The sequence below is a fragment of the Streptomyces sp. NPDC006463 genome, from assembly GCF_042870715.1.
In the GTDB taxonomy this organism is placed as follows: domain Bacteria; phylum Actinomycetota; class Actinomycetes; order Streptomycetales; family Streptomycetaceae; genus Streptomyces.
The window spans coordinates 125221-142263 of record NZ_JBIAHP010000003.1 but is presented as its reverse complement, the minus strand read 5'-3'; the positions used below and the strand labels follow the sequence as shown (position 1 = coordinate 142263).

Below are 17043 nucleotides of genomic sequence, written 5' to 3'. Positions count from 1 at the left end.
GCCGCCTCGTAGCGTCGGGACGGGAGGTGGCGACGCCGAGGCGCCTCCCCCGACAGGACACGGAGGGCAAAGGTGACCGCTCCCGGCTTACCGGACGGTGAGGGCCAGGCCAGGATCGTCCAGAACGTCTACGCCTTCGGAGGGTTCGCCTACGGCGCGATCCACGCGGACGTGCACGTGTACGGCGACGGCCGGCCGGTGTACCTCCTGGCGGAGCACCGGCCGCCCGCCGGGGCCCCCGACCCCGCGTGGGCCGGGCAGCCCAGTCGGCTGCTCGACGCGGGCAACGCGGTCGTGCCCTTCACCGGCCGCGAGGCCGAACTGCGCGAGCTGGAGGACTGGTGCGACGGCGGCGACGGCGGCCTGGCGGTCCGCTGGCTGCACGGTGCCGGCGGGCGGGGCAAGACCCGGCTGGCCGATGAGCTGGCCGCGACCTCCGCCCGGTACGGCTGGAAGACGATCGTCGCCCGGCACGGAGGCGCGGTCGTACCGGAGTCCGGGGGCAGCGTCGACGCCCGCGTCGGGGACCGCCGCGGGCTCCTGGTCCTGGTGGACTACGCCGACCGCTGGCCCCTGCGGGACCTGGCCTGGCTGTTCGCGAACAGCGTGCTCGGCGGCAGCCCCGGCCGGCGGACACCGGTGCGCGTGCTGATGCTGGCCCGCTCCGCCCACGCGTGGCCCGCCGTGAAGTCCATGATCGGCGACCGGGCCGCGACCTCGGACCAGGAGCTGGAGGCCCTGCCCGCGGACCCCGGCGGTCGGGAGTACGTGTTCGCCGCCGCCCGCACCAGGTTCGCCGAGCTGTACCGGCGGACCGACGCCGCCACGGCCCCCTCGTCCCTCCCTCTGGAACACCCCGCCTTCGGACTCACGCTCACCGTGCACATGGCCGCCCTGGTCGCGGTCGACGCCCACGTCCACGGCCGCAGGCCCCCTCATGACGCGGCCGGTCTGTCGGCCTACCTGCTGGAACGGGAACACGAGCACTGGAGGCGGCTGTACGAGAACGGCGCGGCCGGGCTGGACTTCCGTACCTCACCGGACGAGATGGCGAGCGTGTCGTTCGTCGCCGCCCTGACCGGGGCCTCGACCTGGGAGGACGGTGCGGCGGCGCTGGAACGGGCGTCCCTGGCCACCGTGCCCGAGGCCGTACGGTCCCTGCTGCGGGACCACGCGCGCTGTTACCCGCCCCTCGACCCGCAGACGGTGCTCGAACCGCTGTATCCCGACCGGCTGGCCGAGGACTTCCTGGCCTTGACCGTGCCGGGCCACGCGGTCACCGGCTACCGCGCGGACGCCTGGGCGACGGGGGTCCCGAAAGCGCTGCTGACCGCACACGGCGGCGCCGCCCGCGCCCCTCGCGCCCTCACGTTGCTGGCTTCGGCGGCCGACCGGTGGCCGCACCTCGCCGAGAAGGTCCTGTATCCCCTGCTGCGGGAGAGAGCGGACCTCGCCATCGACGCCGGCAGCGCCGCGCTGGTGGCCATCGCCGCCATACCGGGCACGGACAGAGCGAGTCTCAGCGCCATCGAACACGCCGCGTTCGCCAAGGTGGGCGTGATGCCGCACGTCAACCTGGACACCGGCCTCGCCGCGATCGCCGTGCGCCTCGCCACCCTCACCGAGCCCGGCGCCACCGACGCCGAACGGGCCCGGCTGTACGCCCACCTCAACAGGAAGCTCCGCAACGCCGGGCGGCGGGCGGAGGCCCTGGACCACGCCCAGCGGGCCGTGGACCTCTACGGCGAACTGGCCCGGGCCGCCCCGGACGCCCACTCCCGCGAGCTGGCAGGGGCGCTGTCCGCCCTTGCCATCGATCTCGCGCACGCCGGACAGCGCGCACAGGCCCTGGAGCGTTCCCAGCAGGCCGTCGACCTCTACGGCGAACTGGCCCGGGCGGACCCGGAAACCCACCTGCCGCTGCTGTCGGAGGCGTTGGGCAACCATGCGAACCGGCTGGCCGACGCCAGGCGGCGGGCGGAGGCCCTGGACGTCTCCGAGCGCGCACTCGGCCTCATGGAGTCGCTGTACGAGGCCGCCACGGACCCGGAGCCGTACCGGGGCTCCCTGGCGATGGCGCTGGACAACCACGCCAACCTGCTGTCGGAGGCCGGGCGGCACGAGGAGGCGCTGGACTGCTCCCGCCGTGCCAAGGACCACTACCGGAGGCTGGGCGAGCGCGATCCCGCGGTCTCCTGGCCCCTGCTGGCCAGGTTGTCACACAACGACTCGGTCCGGCACGCGTCGGCCGGGGACCTGCCGGAGGCCGTGGCCGACTCCGCGCTGGCCGTCCAGAACCTGAGCGAGCTGGCCGAGATCAATCGGAGCGCCCACCTGCCGGCGCTGGCCGGTGCGCTGACCACCCATACCGGCCACCTGTGGAGGTTCGGGCTGCGCGAAGAGGCCCTGGTGCACTCCCAACGCGCCATCAACGCCTGGGACGAGCTGGCGGACGAGGACCGCCGCGCCCACCTGCCCGACCTGGCGGCGGCCCTGCGCAACCACGCCGTGTACCTCGCAGAGTTCGGCCTGCAGGAGCAGTCACTGGACTGTTCCCGATGGGCCGTCAGCCTGTGCGAGGAACTCGTCGAGGTCGACCGCGAAGCCCACCTCCCCGATCTGGCCCGTGGGTTGTGGGCGTTCGCGCTCGCCAGGGCCACACTGGACACCGACCTCCACGACGCACTCGTGGCGGCCGCCCGGGCGGCGCGGATCTACCGGGACCTCGCCGAGCACGAACCGGACGAGTTCACCGACGACCTGCTCGGCGGCTACGCCCTCTTCGCCGACCTGCTGGCGCGGCTCGGCCTCACCGGCGAAGCCAGTGAGTTCCGCCTCCGTGCCGCCAAGCTGCGGGCGAAGGCGGCAGGCGGAGGCCCGGACGAAACGGCCGAGCTCGAACGGGTCTTCCGGGCCGAGGCCGAGGCCGGCCACGTACCCGCGATGATCGACCTCGGCTACCTGCTGGCGAAAGCCGGCCGGACGCAGGAGGCCGAGCCGTGGTACCGGCGCGCCGCCGACACCGGCCACCGCACGGCCATCGCCCTGCTGGCCGGGCTGCTGGGCATGACGGGGCGCAGCGCCGAGGCCGAACCGTGGCTGGAGCGGTCCGCCCGGGCCGGCGACGTCACGGCCATGGGCCTGCTCGGCGAGCAGTTGGCGAGGACCGGCCGGGGAGAGGAGGCCGAGCCGTGGCTGCGGCAGGCCGCGGACGCGGGCGAGACCGACGCGATGTGCGGCCTCGGGGTCCTGCTGGAGTACACCCGGCGGACGGACGAGGCCGAGCGGTACTACCGGCGCGCCGCCGAGGCGGGCCACCTCCGGGCCGCCCGTCTCCTGGGCGTCCTCCTGTACGAGGCCGGCCGGGCGGAGGAAGCGGAGCGGTTCCTGCGCCGCGCGGCCGAAGCCGGTGACGCGGCCTCGATGAGCAACCTGGGCACCCTGCTGTACGGGGCAGGGCGGCTGTCGGAGGCCGAGCAGTGGTACCGGCGTGCCGTCGACGCGGGATTCGACCGTGCCATGTACGACATCGCCGTCCTGCTGGAGAAGACCCGGCGGACGGACGAGGCCGAGCAGTGGTACCGGCGCGCCGCCGAGACCGGTCACGTGGCGGCCACCGCCGCCCTGGCCACCCGGCTGTGCGAGAGCGGCAGGCTGCAGGAGGCCGAGCCCTGGCTGCGGCGCGCGGCCGAGGCCGGGAACGCGGGCTCGATGATCAACCTGGGGCTCCTGCTGGACAGAACGGGCCGGTCCGGGGAGGCCGAACCGTGGCTGCGGCGCGCGGTCGAGGCCGGGGAGGTCCAAGCCGCGGGCCCGCTCGGCAGCTTGCTCTGCGAGGCCGGCCGGCTGCGGGAGGCCGAGCCGTGGCTGCGGCGCGCGGGCGACGCGGGCGACGTCAACTCCATGATGAACATGGGCTTCGTGCTGCTCCACACCGGCCGGCAGGCAGAGGCCGAGGAGTGGTACCGGCGCGCCGCGGCCGCGGGCGACGAGGACGCCGCCAAGGCGCTCCGCGGCCCGCTGTTCAAGGCCGGCCGGGCCGCCGAACCCAAGCCCCGGCGGCGTTGGGGGATCCGTCGACCCGACTGACCGCCGCACCCTCACCGTGCGCGCGCCGGGCGGTGAGACGATCGGGCCATGAACGAGATCATCCTGATGGCGGATCCCAAGGTGTCCGCGATAGCCGTCCACGAGCGCGGCGAGCCGCTCGTCGACGTACGGGAAGCCGGGCTCCTGCTGGTCGACCCGCGAAAGGCCGACGACGCGGGCTCCTACGCCTTACTGCGGGAAGGCGTGCTCCAACGGCTTCTGCACGCCCAGGAATTGCTCCCCGACGGCCTGCGCCTGCTGTTCGTCGAGGGATACCGGCCGCCCGCTCTGCAGCGCAGGCACTTCGACGAGTACCTCGCCGGGCTGCGTGCCGAGCGCCCCGGCCTCCCGGAGGCGGAGCTGTACGCCCTCGCGAGCCGCTACGTGTCCCCGCCGGAGATAGCCCCGCACAGCGCGGGAGCGGCGGTGGACCTGACCCTCGCCGAGGAGGACGGAACAGAACTCGACCTCGGCACCCGCGTGAACGCCGACCCGGAGGAGAGCGCGGGCGCCTGCTACACCGACGCGCCGCACATGGGCCCCGCCGCCCGCGCGAACCGGGAGACCCTCGGCGCGGCCCTCGGCGCCGCCGGCTTGGTCAACTACCCCACGGAGTGGTGGCATTGGTCCTACGGGGACCGCTACTGGGCCCTCGCCACCGGTTCACCCACCGCCCTCTACGGCCCGGCCTCCCCGCCGCCCCTCAGCCGACGACCCGCAGGCGCGTGACGCCCGGGTCGACAGCGCCGCGGACGTGCCCGCCCGGCGCCGCCGCGGTGCGCTGGAGGAAGCGCACCGTCTCCTCGGTGACGGTCTCGCCCGGCAGCACGTTGGGGATGCCCGGCGGGTAGGCGGCCAGGGTGTCGGCGGAGATCAGGCCGACCGCCTCGGCCGCCGGCACCAGCCGGGTGGGACCCATGAACGCCTCCCGGGCGGTGAGGCGCGTGGGGCCGGGCTCGGGCAGGGAGAGCCGCAGCGGTTCGTCGGCGCCGCCGCCGAGCGGGCACGGCAGGCTGTGCAGCGCCTCGACGAACCGGTCGGCGTCGGGGAAGGAGCCCGCCCCGACCACGGCGACGACCGCCGAATCGGTGGCCACCTCGACCATGATCCGGTGGTCGCGCGACAGCCGGCGCCGGGCCTCGTGGCCCGGGATCCCGCCCGCGCGGGTGTCGATGGCGATCCGCAGCGGATCGGCCGCGGCGATGTCGGGGAACCGGCCGAAGCCGTCGCTGACGACGCGGAACCGGCCGAGGGCGCGGATCATTCCGCGGATCTTGTCGGCGGCCTCGACGGAGGCCCCGATGGCGTCACGGCCGGTCACCAGGGCCATCCGCGCGAGGTCCAGGGAGGCTGTGAGCAGGGCGCTCGCGCTCGTGGACTGCACGAGGCGGTGGGCACGCTCCACGAGGGGTTCGAGCACCTCGGCGAAGGGGCCGTGCCCCAGGTGCAGCATCGCGGACTGGGTGAGGCTGCCGGCCAGCTTGTGCGTGCTGGAGGTCACCAGGTCCGCGCCCTGCGACAGTGCGCCGCCGGGCAGGTCCGGGTGGAATCCGAAGTGCGCGCCCCAGGCCTCGTCCACGATCAGCGCAACGCCCGCGGCGTGAGCAACGCCGGCGAGGGCGCGGATGTCGGCGACGGCTCCGAAATAGCTCGGTGAGACGACGTAGGCCGCGGCCGCGTCGGGGTGCCGGGCGAGGGTGCCGGCCAGATCCGCCGCCGTCACCCCGTGGGCGATGCCCTGCTCCGTGTCGACGGAGGGGTGGACGAAGGCCGCTTCCAGACCGGACAGCACCAGGCCGTCGATCACGCTGGAGTGGACGCTGCGCTGGACGACGAGGGTGCGCCCGAGCGCCGGGGCGACGAGCGAGGCGATCTGGTTGCCCTGCGAGGCCCCGTTGGTGAGGAACCAGGTACGCCGGGCGCCCCATGCCGCCGCGGCCAGGGCCAGCGCCTCGTCCATCGGCGTGTCCGTACCGAGGTCGATCCCGTCGAGCAGCGGCGGGAAGTCCAGGAGCGGTACGCCGGCTCCGAAGGCCCGTACGAGGGGTGAGTCGGCGGAGATGTCGGCGGCGTGCCCGGGAACACCCAGCCGAAGCCAGCCCCGCCCGGCGTGGGAGCGCAGGGCGTCGGCGTACGGGGCGCGGAGCTGTGCGGTGCTGTTCACCACGTCAGCGTGGCAGCGCCCGGCCCATCGAGGAATGCTGCAGTTCTCTGGGTCCCTCCATACTGTGTCTATATGCTCGAACTCCGCCACCTCCTCGTCCTGCGGGCCATCGCGCAGGAGGGTTCCCTGGCGGGCGCCGCCCGCGCCCTGCACTACGCGCAGCCGACGATCACCCACCACCTGACGGTCCTCGAAGCGCACTTCGACGCCCGGCTGGTCCAGCGCGGGCCGCGCGGCGCCGCGCTGACGGAGCTGGGCGAGGCGCTGCTGCCGCACGCGGAAGCCGTCCTGTCCCGCCTGCAGCTCGCCGAGCGCGAGGTGCGCGGCCTGGCGGAGCGCGGCTCCCGCACCCTGCACATCGGCACCTTCCCCACCGCCGGGGCACTGCTGCTGCCGCCCGCCGTGAAAGCCCTGCACCAGCAGGGGGTCCACGTCTCACTGACCGAAGGGGAACTGCCCGCGCTGCTGCACGGTCTGCGGTCGCGGGAGCTCCAGGCCGCACTCGTGTTCTCCCAGCCGGGCGACCGGCTCGACCTGGAGGACGAGTTCGAGCTGTATCCGCTGCTCACCGACCCGCTGCTGCTCGTCATACCGGAAGAGCACCGCTGCGCGCGGCTGGAGCGGGTACCGCTGGAGGAGTTGCGCGACGACGACTGGGTGGGCGCGGCCGATGCCCGCGATCCGTGCGACCGGCTGCTGTCGTGGGCCTGCGCACAGCACGGTTTCGAACCGGTGCACGTGCTGCGCAGCGACGACTACGCCGTGGTCCAGGGGTTCGTCGCCGCGGGCACCGGCGTGGCGCTGGTGCCCCGGCTCGCGCTCGGAGCGCCACGCGAGGACCTCGTCGTACGCCCGTTGGAGGGTCCGCCGCTGGCCCGGGAGATCAGCGTCGCCGTACTGCGCCCGACCGCGTCCCGCAGCGCCCACGATCTGGTCACCGCCCTGACACGGCAGGCCTCCCGCATCACGGCGCAGTGGGCCCGGTCGGTCTTGTCCCGGTGATCGGGCATCGCTAGCCTCGCGCCGGAAAGCGCTTTCCGAGCGCTCCCCGAGGCAGGGAAAGCGGGACCGATGCCTTCTGGAATCACGCTTGCCGTCGTCGGCGCCGGGGAACGCGGGACCGGGCACGCCCGCTGGGCGCTGGCCCATCCGGAGCGGGCCACGGTCGTCGCGGTGGCCGAGCCGCGGAAGGCCCGGCGGGAGCGGTTCGCCGCCGACCACGCTCTGGAGGCCGGGACCGCGGTGGACGACTGGCGGGTGCTGGCGGCCCGCGGCCGCGTCGCGGACGCGGTGCTGATCTGCACGCTGGACCGTGCACACCTGGATCCGGTCCTGGCGTTCGCCGCACTCGGCTACCACATCATGCTGGAGAAGCCGATGGCGCTGACGGAGGACGAGTGCCGGCGCATCGTGGCCGCGGTGGAGGCGGCCGGAGTGATCCTCTCCGTGGGCCACGTCCTGCGCTACACCCCCTACACGCGGGCCCTGAAGCACGTGGTCGACTCCGGCAGGATCGGCGACGTCGTGAGCGTCCAGCATCTGGAGCCGGTCGGCTTCTGGCACCAGGCCCACTCGTTCGTTCGCGGCAACTGGCGGCGCGAGGACGAGGCCACCTCCATGCTGATGGCGAAGTCCTGCCACGACCTGGACTGGCTGCAGTACGTGCTCGGCCGTCCGCCGGTACGCGTCTCCAGCTTCGGGCGGCTCTCGCACTTCCGGCCCGCCAACAGGCCCGTCGGCGCCGCCGACCGCTGCCTGGACTGCGCGGTGGAGGACACCTGCCCCTACTCGGCCAAGCGCGACTACGGAGACCGGCTCGCGCAGGGCAGGCACGGCTGGCCGCTGAGCGTGCTGATCGACGACTTCACCCCGAGGGCCCTGGAGACCGCGCTGCGGGAGGGCCCGTACGGGCGCTGCGTGTACGCGTGCGACAACGACGTGGTCGACCACCAGGTGGTGGCCATGGAGTTCGCCTCCGGGGCCACCGCCACCTTCACCATGACCGCGTTCACCGAGCAGGCGGACCGCCAGACCCGGATCTTCGGCACGCGCGGCGAACTGCGCGGGGACGGCAAGCAGTTGCGGGTCTACGATTTCCTGACCCGTACGGAGGAGGTCATCGGCCTCGGCGCCCAGGGCCCGATGGACGTGGCGGGGGGCCACGGGGGCGGCGACGCCGGCCTGATGGACGCCTTCGTCGGGGCCGTGGCCACGGGGAACCCCGGCCTGGTGAAGTCCGGCCCGCGCGCGTCGCTCACCAGTCACCTGACCGTGCTCGCCGCCGAACGCGCCCGACGCTACGGCACCGTCGAGACCATCCGGCCGTGAGCGTCCGGCTCGACCGAGGAGGCCCCGTGTCCGCTCCCTGATCCCGCCGCACCCTGCGCGGCGAGTGGCGCCGGATTCGACCCGGCGCACGGACGTCAACCGGGTCGGCGGCGCCACGGACGGGATCGGAGCACAGCCGTGAACTTCTGGTTCGCGGGGGCGGTCGGCGGCCTCGCTGCCGGCACACTCCGCCCGCGTCCTGGTCCGGGAGTACGGCGACGGTACGGCCACCCCCGGCTCCGCCCTCGCCGGCGCGGTACGGCCCGCCGTTCGCGGGAGTGCGGGTTTGTCCGGCGGCAGCGCGGGCAGCCGCGTGACACACACGAAAAGGCCCCGGAACGGAGGCCGGACATGTCGACAACCCTCATAACCGTGATCGTCGTGGCGGTGGTCGTGGTGCTCGCGCTCAGCCTGATGCTCTGGATGATGGCGCGGCGACGGCACCTGCGCAGTCAATTCGGGCCCGAATACGAACGCACGGTCGAGGAGAAGGGCGGGAAGCTGGCCGCCGAACGCGACCTGCGAGCCCGCGAGGAACGGCACGACCAGCTCGACATCAAGGAACTGCCGCCCGAACGCCGGCGGCGATACACCGAGGAGTGGAACGGCGTCCAGGAGCACTTCGTGGACCGCCCGGAGGGTGCCGTCACCGAGGCCGACCGACTGGTGACCCGGCTGATGCACGAGCGCGGCTACCCCACAGACGGCTACGGCGGGCAGCTCCGCGACCTGTCGGTCGAGCACGGACGCACGCTGGAGCACTACCGCGCCGCCCATGACGTCCAGGAACGCAGCGGCGCCGGACAGGCGACGACAGAGGAGCTCCGAGGAGCGATGGTGCACTACCGCACCCTGTTCGAGGAGCTGCTCACCGATCAAAGGAGCCGGTGAGATGGAGACCAACCAGGAACGGGAGGACCCGGCCCGCGAGCCCGGCCTGACCACGGAGGACATCGCCCACCCGGGCGCGACCGCCGGCGGCCGCGACGCAGCGGTCTACCCGGGCGAGGCCACCGCCACGGACGACGACGCGGCCCGGGGCGGCCCGGCTGAAGCCGACGCCGTCGAAGGCAGCACGGCTGAAGCCGACGCCGTCGAAGGCGGCACGGCAGAAGACGAAGGCGGCACGGAACCGCTCCTCGGCAGCGGGGAGGCGGAGGACTACCGCAAGAAGTGGAGCGAGATCCAGGGCAGGTTCGTCGACGACCCGCAGGACGCGGTCAAGTCGGCCGACTCGCTGGTGGCAGAAGTCATGCAGACCCTCGCGGGCACCTTCGCCACGCACAAGCAGGACCTGGAGGGCCAATGGGACCGCGGTGAACAGGTGGCCACCGAGGACCTGCGGCTGGCGCTGCAGCACTACCGCTCGTTCTTCAACCGGCTGCTCAAGACCTGAGCGGCGCGGTCTCAGGCCGTGTCGGCCGCCTGCCAGATCGTGGTGATGTTGCAGAACTCCCGGATTCCGTGCCCGGACAGCTCGCGCCCGAATCCGGAGCGCTTGACCCCGCCGAAGGGCAGGGCCGGGTGCGAGGCGGTCATTCCGTTGACGAAGATGCCGCCCGCTTCGAGGTCTCGCGCGACGTGCGCGATGTCCTCCTCGCTGCGCGTCCAGACGTTCGAGCTGAGCCCGAAGGGGGTGTCGTTGGCCCGCTCGACGGCCTCCTCCAGACTCCCGACCCGGTACAGGGTGGCGACGGGCCCGAACGCCTCCTCCTGGTCGATGCGCATGGCCGGGGTGACGTCGGTGAGGACCGTCGGCTCGTAGAACCAGCCGTTCGGGTGCCGGGACGGACGCCGCCCGCCGCACAGGACCGTGGCGCCGTGCCGTACGGCGTCGTCCACCAGCTGCTCCAGGTCCTCCCGGCCTGCTTCGGTGGCCAGCGGGCCGACGTCGGTGGACTCCTCCATCGGGTCGCCCACCGTGAGCGCCTCCATGCCGGCCGTGAAGCGCTCCGCGAACTCGTCGTGGACGTCGGTGTGGACGATGAAGCGCTTGGCGGCGATGCAGGACTGCCCGTTGTTCTGCACGCGTGCGGTCACTGCGGTACGGGCGGCCTTGTCGATGTCGGCCGAGGGCATCACGATGTACGGATCGCTGCCGCCGAGTTCCAGGACCGTCTTCTTGACCTCGTCCCCGGCGGCGGACGCCACCGCGCGCCCGGCGGGCTCGCTGCCCGTCAGGGTGGCCGCGGCCACCCTCGGGTCGCGCAGTACGTCCTCCACGGCGCCCGAGCCGATGAGCAGGGTCTGGAAGCACCCTCGCGGGAACCCGGCCCGGTGGAAGAGTTCGCCGAGGTAGAGCGCGGTCTGGGGGACGTTCGAGGCGTGCTTGAGCAGGCCGACGTTGCCGGCCATGAGCGCCGGCGCGGCGAACCGTACGACCTGCCAGAGGGGGAAGTTCCACGGCATGACGGCGAGGATCACCCCGAGCGGGCGGTAGGTCACCCGGACGGCCGACGCGCCCGCGTCGCGCACGTCCGCGGCGGCGGGATGCTCGTCGGCGAGGAGGGACTCCGCGCGGTCGGCGTACCAGCGCATGGACTTCGCACATTTGGCGGCCTCGGCCCGGGCCGCCGCCAGCGGCTTGCCCATTTCCGTGGTCATCGTCCGCGCGATGTCCTCCGTCTCCGCCTCCAGGAGTGCGGCCGCGCGGGTCAGCAGCTCGCTCCGTTCGGCGAACGCGGTGCGGCGGTACGTGGTCGCCGCCCGGGCGGCGTCCGCCAGGCAGCGCTCGATGCCCGCGGCGTCGAGCTCGTCGAAGGTGCGCAGCGTCTGGCCGGTCGTGGGGTTCACGGTGGCGATGGGCACGGTCGGACCTTCCTGCAGGGTGCCGCCTCCCATCGACTCTGCCCCGCGCGCCGGAGCCGCGCAACGCGAGCGGCCCACCGGGGTCCCGGGACAACACACCTAGGCCATCACGTCCTCGCAGGCGGCGCAGACCCGGTCCCCGTACTGCGCGGGGTACCAGGCGGCGCCGGGGTCCGCGGAGGGCGTCCACGAGGCCGTTTCCATGGCGAACGTGTCCTTGCCGCAGAAGGTCCTAGGGCCGGGGACCGATGTGCTTCCCGGGGCGGCCGGCGCCGCGTGCACGCGCAGGACGGACCCGTCCGCCTGGTCGACCTCGTACACGACCACATTCCCGCTCATACCTCGACGGTAGGCGGCTGGAGTGCGGCCCGCGCGTTCTGACGATTCATCAGGTCAGTTGTCCCGGACTCTTGACTCTGCGGTGGGCAGTCGGGATTCTCGTCCCCATGCTTGCGCGGGCCATGACAAGTCGCGCGTCGTTTCCACCGACCTCGAAGACGTGAGTGATGACCATGACTGCACAGTCGCACCACAGGCACAGGCCCCTCGCGGTGCTGTCTTTGCTCCTCGCCGTGGTGGCCATGGTGCTCGGCCCCGCGGCCAGCTCCTCGGCCGACCCGGGATGGTGGAACCCGGTCGCACGCCCCGCGCCCGACTCCGGGATCAACGTGACGGGCGAGCCCTTCAAAGGTACCGACGCCCAGGGCCGGGTGCGCGGCTTCGTCGACGCGCACGACCACCTGATGTCCAACGAGGGCTTCGGCGGCCGGCTCATCTGCGGCAAGCCGTTCTCCGAGCAGGGCATCGCCGACGCGCTCAAGGACTGCCCCGAGCACTACCCCGACGGCACGCTCGCGATCTTCGACTTCATCACCAAGGGCGGCGACGGCAAGCACGACCCGAACGGCTGGCCGACCTTCAAGGACTGGCCCGCCCACGACTCGCTGACCCACCAGCAGAACTACTACGCCTGGGTCGAGCGGGCCTGGCGCGGCGGCCAGCGGGTGCTCGTCAACGACCTCGTCACCAACGGGGTGATCTGCTCGGTCTACTTCTTCAAGGACCGCGGCTGCGACGAGATGACCGCCATCCGCCTGGAGGCGCAGAAGTCGTACGACATGCAGGCCTACATCGACAAGATGTACGGCGGTCCGGGCAAGGGCTGGTTCCGGATCGTCACCGACTCCGCGCAGGCCCGCGAGGTCATCAAGCAGGGCAAGCTGGCCGTCGTCCTCGGCGTCGAGACCTCCGAGCCGTTCGGCTGCAAGCAGATCCTGGACATCGCGCAGTGCAGCAAGGCCGACATCGACCGCGGCCTCGACGAGCTGCACAAGCTGGGCGTGCGCAGCATGTTCCTGTGCCACAAGTTCGACAACGCCCTGTGCGGGGTCCGCTTCGACCAGGGCGCCCTCGGCACGGCGATCAACGTGGGCCAGTTCCTGTCGACCGGCACCTTCTGGAAGACGGAGAAGTGCGCCGGCCCGCAGCACGACAACCCCATCGGCCTCGCACCGGCCGCCTCGGCGGAGAAGCAGCTCCCGGCGGGCGTCGCGGTCCCCTCGTACGCGGCCGACGCGCAGTGCAACACCCGCGGTCTCACCGAGCTCGGCGACTACGCGGTGCGCGGCATGATGAAGCGCAAGATGATGCTGGAGATCGACCACATGAGCGTCAAGGCGGCGGGCCAGGCCTTCGACATCCTGGAGTCCGAGTCGTACCCCGGCGTGATCTCCTCGCACAGCTGGATGGACATGGACTGGACCGAGCGGGTGTACCGCCTCGGCGGGTTCGTCGCCCAGTACATGGGCGGCGCCGAGGGATTCAGCGCGGAGGCCAAGCGGACGGACGCGCTGCGCGACAAGTACAACGTCGGCTACGGCTACGGAACCGACATGAACGGCGTCGGCGGCTGGCCCGGCCCGCGCGGTGCCGACACCCCGAACCCGGTGCGCTACCCCTTCCGCAGCACCGACGGCGGCTCCGTCATCGACCGGCAGACCACCGGCGAGCGCACCTGGGACCTCAACACCGACGGCGCCGCGCACTACGGCCTGGTCCCCGACTGGATCGAGGACATCCGCAACGTCGGCGGCCAGGACGTGGTGGACGACCTGTTCAAGGGCGCCGAGTCCTACCTGACCACCTGGGGCGCGTCCGAGAAGCACAAGGCCGGGGTGAACCTCGCCGCCGGCTCCCCCACCTCGGCCTCGTCCGCCGAGTGGAACCCGTTCACCAGCTACGCACCCGGCCGGGCCGTGGACGGCAGTACGGGCACCCGCTGGGCCAGCGACTGGAGCGACGACCAGTGGCTCCAGGTCGACCTCGGGGCGGCGAGCCTGGTAAAGCGCGTCACCCTCGACTGGGAGCGCGCGTACGGGAAGTCGTACCGCATCGAGCTCTCGGCCGACGGCACGAACTGGCAGACGGCGTGGTCCACGACCACCGGTGACGGCGGCCTGGACACGGCGCTGTTCGCCGGCACCCCCGCCCGCTACGTACGGGTCCACGGGCTGGGGCGCGGCACCCAATGGGGCTACTCCCTGTACGAGGTCGGCGTGTACAGCAGCTGACCGCACGGAACCGGAAGGAACCCCATGGCACGGATGGCCTCGGCGGAGCGGCGCCGACAGCTGACCGAAGCGGCCATCCGTGCCATGACCCGGGACGGCGTCGCCCGGACGACGACCCGGTCCATCGCCGCCGAGGCCGGCGTGTCCCTGAGCGTCTTCCACTACTGCTTCGACTCCAAGCAGGTCCTGCTCGAATCGGTCATCGAGACGATCACCGCCCACTACATCACCGTGGTGAAGGAGGCGATCCAGCCGAAGGCCACCCTCCGGGAGACCGTCCGGGCCGGGTTCCAGGCGTACTGGGACCACGTGGCAGCCAACCCGGGCGAGCACATGCTCACCTACGAGCTCACCCAGTACGCGCTGCGCCAGCCGGGCTTCGAGCACCTGGCCCGGCGGCAGTACGAGCTGTACGCCGAGACCTTCACCGGACTCGTCGAGCAGCTGCGCCACACCATGGGCTTCGAACTGCGCATACCGGTCCCCGCACTGGCCCGCTACCTGGCGGCCATGACCGACGGGCTGACGCTGAGCCTGCTGGTCCTCGGCCAGGACGAGGCCTCGGCGGACATCCTCGACACGCTCACCGACCACGTCGCCGGCCTCGTCGGCGACCACGCCCCGCAGGACACCTTCTAGCACGCGTCCGGAACGTGGATGTCCAGGGCGCAGATGTCGTCCCGGTGCCCCTGGCGCCGGGCTGCCAGCGTGCGGGCGAGGGATTCGCCCCGGCCCTCCTCCAGGAGCCGCCGGGCGGTAGCGGCCAGCCGGGCGAGTGCCTCGTCGAGGTCCTCCCCCGGTTCCTCGACGAGCCCGTCGGTGTAGAGCACGAGGTGGTCGCCGGGTTCCAGGCCGAGGGTGCTCTGCGCGTAGTCGGAGTCGATGCCGACCCCGAGGAGGCTGCCCGTGGGCAGGGGGAGGTACCTCGCCTCGCCGCCGCGGATCAGCAGGGGCGGCAGGTGTCCGGCCCGTACCCAGGTCAGGCGGCGGTCCCAGGGCCGGTAGCGGCCCATGATCATGGTGGCGGTGTTCCCGTAGGCGTCCCTGGCGGTGTGCCGCAGGAGGGTGTCTAGCCTGCGCAGTACGTCGGGCAGCGCCGAGCCGGTTATGGCCATGCCCTTGGCGGTGAACCGGAGCTGGGCCATGGTGGCGACGGCGTCGAGGCCGTGGCCGGCGACGTCGCCGACGACGAAGAGCGCGCTCTTGTCGGGGAGTTCGATGGCGCTGTACCAGTCACCGCCGACGTTGATTCCGCTGTCGGAGGGTACGTAGGCGACGTCGATGCAGAGGCCGGCGAGTTCCAGGGACTGCTCGGGGATGGGCAGCAGCGCGTGCTGGAGCCGGGCGGCGAGGGTGCGCTCGGCCTGGAGCATGCCCCGCTCCACGAGGACGGCGCGCTCGCTCTCGCGCAGGGCGACTTCGGCGTCCCGCAGCACCGTGACGTCCTGGAAGAAGCCGTGCACCTCGACCGGGGTGCCGTCCGCGTCGGTCTGCGCCTCGGCGAAGATCCGCAGGTGCCGTACCCCGTCGGCGGTGGTGACGCGGAACGGCAGGTCTATCGGGGCCCCGTCGCGCAGCAGCCGCTTGACGGCAACGCCCAGCCGCGCGAGGTCGTCGGGTACGACGTGCCGGGGCAGTTCCTTCAGCCCGATCGGACCCAGCGCGGGGTCTCGGCCGAAGATCGCGTAGAGCTGCTCGGACCAGGTGATGGTGTTCGTCGCCAGGTGCCAGACGGCCCATCCGAGGTTGCCCAGGCGCTGCATGTCGTCCAGCCGGCGGGCCTCGCGCTCGCTGGAGTCGTGGCGGACCCAGGACACGACCAGGCGGGCTCCCAGCCGGGTGGCCCGGACGGAGTAGGTGGACTGCCGGGGAACTCCGGCGGTGACCTCCTCGTAGGTGAAGGGCTCGCCCTCGTAGACGGTTCCGGTGCTCAGCGTGTCCAGGTAGCCCTCCCACAGGGCCGTTCCGGCCACCGTGGGGTAGGTCTCCAGGATGCGCCGGCCCACGAGCTCCTTGCCCCGCCGTCCGGCCACGTCGACCGATTCCGGCGCCGCCGCGTCGATCCGGTAGTCCTCCACCTCTCCCGTCTCGGAGCGCAGTGGGGTGAGCAGCACCGCGGCCGCGGAGATCGCGTCCAGGATCCGCTGGACGGTTTCCACCTCGCCCGGTTCGTCGGGGTCCGGCGGGCGCCCGATGTGGCTCAGGGGGGCCGCGCACAGCCGTACGGCACGCAGCAGCAGGGTCCGGGTGTCGGCGTCGAAGGGGGCCTTGCGGGCCCGGAAGAAGCCGACGGCGGCCGTCACCGGCCGGTGGCCGGGTACCGGGAGCCAGGCGCGCGTCGGCCACAGCTCGGGCGGATCGCCGATGAGGTGGTAGCGGATGCCGTCCCGCACCGGATCCTCCAGCCAGAGCGGCACTCCGCCGTCGATGGCTTCCAGGGCGGCCAATCCGCTCAGCGGCGGGACATGGTGCCACTGTGCCGCCAGTTCCTCGCCGACGCCGGCGTATCCGGCCAGTTCCAGGCTCCCGGCGGGCGCCACGGCGTAGATCATCACCCCGTCCACGCCCGCAGGATCGCCGAGTGCGGACCGCAGCAGCTCGGCGACGTCGTCGGGGCCGTGCGCGCCGGCCAGGCCGTCGGCCAGCCGGGCCAGGACCGCCCGGTGTCCGGCGCCGCCGTGACCTGCGGCGGGATGGCGGTCGGTACAGGAAGCCGGCGGGCCGGGCTCGGGGGGCGGGCCGTCCTGCGCGGCGGGGCCGGGAGGTGACGGGGGACCGGCGGGGACCCGGCCCAGCGTGATCCAGCACTCCTCCATGAGCGTCCGCTGCTCCTGGGCGGCGCGCCGCAGCAGGGTCTCGTAGGCCACGTCCTCCGACAGGCATTCCTGGGCCATCAGCACGCCCTTGGCGCGCTCCAGCACGGCCGTGGTCGAAGCGAGACCCTCCAGACCCACGACCTCCGCGCGGAGCTTGGCCACGACCCTGGCCAGTGCGAGCACCTCGGGCAGGGCGCCGTCACCCGGAGGCGCGGTATCGCTCGTCATGCTCCGAGCATGGCACGGCTCGGGGGTGCATCACGGGTCG

12 protein-coding genes are annotated in these 17043 nt (G+C 72.8%); 8 read left to right on the top strand and 4 right to left on the bottom strand.

Annotated features, from left to right (window positions below; genetic code table 11):
• Positions 1-72 precede the first annotated feature (72 nt).
• A complete protein-coding gene (locus ACFYOB_RS07670; RefSeq protein ID WP_388555946.1) occupies positions 73-4089 on the top strand; it encodes a tetratricopeptide repeat protein in 4017 nt (1338 codons plus the stop codon).
• Between the two features lie 48 nt (positions 4090-4137).
• Positions 4138-4818, top strand: coding sequence for a M15 family metallopeptidase (locus tag ACFYOB_RS07665; protein ID WP_388555944.1), 681 nt, complete (start codon positions 4138-4140; stop codon positions 4816-4818).
• Here the strand turns inward: ACFYOB_RS07665 and ACFYOB_RS07660 are convergent.
• Complete coding sequence (locus ACFYOB_RS07660; RefSeq protein WP_388555942.1) at positions 4793-6253, bottom strand: aminotransferase class I/II-fold pyridoxal phosphate-dependent enzyme; 1461 nt, start codon at positions 6251-6253, stop codon at positions 4793-4795. The genes ACFYOB_RS07665 and ACFYOB_RS07660 overlap by 26 nt on opposite strands.
• 72 nt (positions 6254-6325) lie before the next feature.
• Here ACFYOB_RS07660 and ACFYOB_RS07655 point away from each other — a divergent pair, with 72 nt between their 5' ends.
• From ACFYOB_RS07655 to ACFYOB_RS07640, 4 genes are all read left to right on the top strand, one after another.
• The gene (locus ACFYOB_RS07655) at positions 6326-7255 is read left to right on the top strand and encodes a LysR family transcriptional regulator (RefSeq protein ID WP_388555940.1); all 930 of its coding nucleotides are present in this window, start codon (positions 6326-6328) and stop codon (positions 7253-7255) included.
• Between the two features lie 69 nt (positions 7256-7324).
• Positions 7325-8581, top strand: a complete 1257-nt coding sequence (locus ACFYOB_RS07650; protein ID WP_388555937.1) for a Gfo/Idh/MocA family protein — start codon at positions 7325-7327, stop codon at positions 8579-8581.
• A 351-nt stretch (positions 8582-8932) separates the two neighbouring features.
• Entirely contained in the window at positions 8933-9472 is a 540-nt protein-coding gene (locus ACFYOB_RS07645; RefSeq protein ID WP_388555935.1) for a hypothetical protein, read from the top strand.
• 1 nt (position 9473) lies between these two features.
• Positions 9474-9977, top strand: a complete 504-nt coding sequence (locus ACFYOB_RS07640; protein ID WP_388555933.1) for a hypothetical protein — start codon at positions 9474-9476, stop codon at positions 9975-9977.
• An 11-nt stretch (positions 9978-9988) separates the two neighbouring features.
• Here ACFYOB_RS07640 and ACFYOB_RS07635 read toward each other — a convergent pair whose 3' ends face one another.
• Positions 9989-11389, bottom strand: a complete 1401-nt coding sequence (locus tag ACFYOB_RS07635) for an NADP-dependent succinic semialdehyde dehydrogenase (RefSeq protein ID WP_388555930.1) — start codon at positions 11387-11389, stop codon at positions 9989-9991.
• A gap of 99 nt (positions 11390-11488) precedes the next feature.
• Positions 11489-11728, bottom strand: a complete 240-nt coding sequence (locus ACFYOB_RS07630) for a hypothetical protein (RefSeq protein ID WP_388555928.1) — start codon at positions 11726-11728, stop codon at positions 11489-11491.
• 242 nt (positions 11729-11970) lie between these two features.
• Between ACFYOB_RS07630 and ACFYOB_RS07625 the strand changes: the two genes are divergently transcribed.
• Entirely contained in the window at positions 11971-13959 is a 1989-nt protein-coding gene (locus ACFYOB_RS07625; protein WP_388556760.1) for a discoidin domain-containing protein, read from the top strand.
• Positions 13960-13983: 24 nt separating this feature from the next.
• Positions 13984-14598: a TetR/AcrR family transcriptional regulator gene (locus tag ACFYOB_RS07620; protein WP_388555925.1), complete on the top strand. Its 615-nt coding sequence runs from the start codon at positions 13984-13986 to the stop codon at positions 14596-14598.
• On the opposite strand, the gene ACFYOB_RS07615 is transcribed toward ACFYOB_RS07620, so the two are convergent.
• Positions 14595-17003 carry a SpoIIE family protein phosphatase gene (locus ACFYOB_RS07615; protein WP_388555922.1) on the bottom strand — a complete coding sequence of 803 codons (2409 nt, stop codon included), beginning with the start codon at positions 17001-17003 and terminating at the stop codon, positions 14595-14597. The genes ACFYOB_RS07620 and ACFYOB_RS07615 overlap by 4 nt on opposite strands.
• Positions 17004-17043: the final 40 nt, after the last annotated feature.

Bases quoted from the DNA above. Each gene is read 5' to 3' on its own strand.
- ACFYOB_RS07665 (WP_388555944.1), top strand. From the start codon at position 4,138: ATGAACGAGATCATCCTGATGGCGGATCCCAAGGTGTCCGCGATAGCC.
- ACFYOB_RS07655 (WP_388555940.1), top strand. From the start codon at position 6,326: ATGCTCGAACTCCGCCACCTCCTCGTCCTGCGGGCCATCGCGCAGGAG.
- ACFYOB_RS07650 (WP_388555937.1), top strand. From the start codon at position 7,325: ATGCCTTCTGGAATCACGCTTGCCGTCGTCGGCGCCGGGGAACGCGGG.
- ACFYOB_RS07645 (WP_388555935.1), top strand. From the start codon at position 8,933: ATGTCGACAACCCTCATAACCGTGATCGTCGTGGCGGTGGTCGTGGTG.
- ACFYOB_RS07640 (WP_388555933.1), top strand. From the start codon at position 9,474: ATGGAGACCAACCAGGAACGGGAGGACCCGGCCCGCGAGCCCGGCCTG.
- ACFYOB_RS07630 (WP_388555928.1), bottom strand. From the start codon at position 11,728: ATGAGCGGGAATGTGGTCGTGTACGAGGTCGACCAGGCGGACGGGTCC.
- ACFYOB_RS07625 (WP_388556760.1), top strand. From the start codon at position 11,971: ATGGTGCTCGGCCCCGCGGCCAGCTCCTCGGCCGACCCGGGATGGTGG.
- ACFYOB_RS07620 (WP_388555925.1), top strand. From the start codon at position 13,984: ATGGCACGGATGGCCTCGGCGGAGCGGCGCCGACAGCTGACCGAAGCG.
- ACFYOB_RS07615 (WP_388555922.1), bottom strand. From the start codon at position 17,003: ATGACGAGCGATACCGCGCCTCCGGGTGACGGCGCCCTGCCCGAGGTG.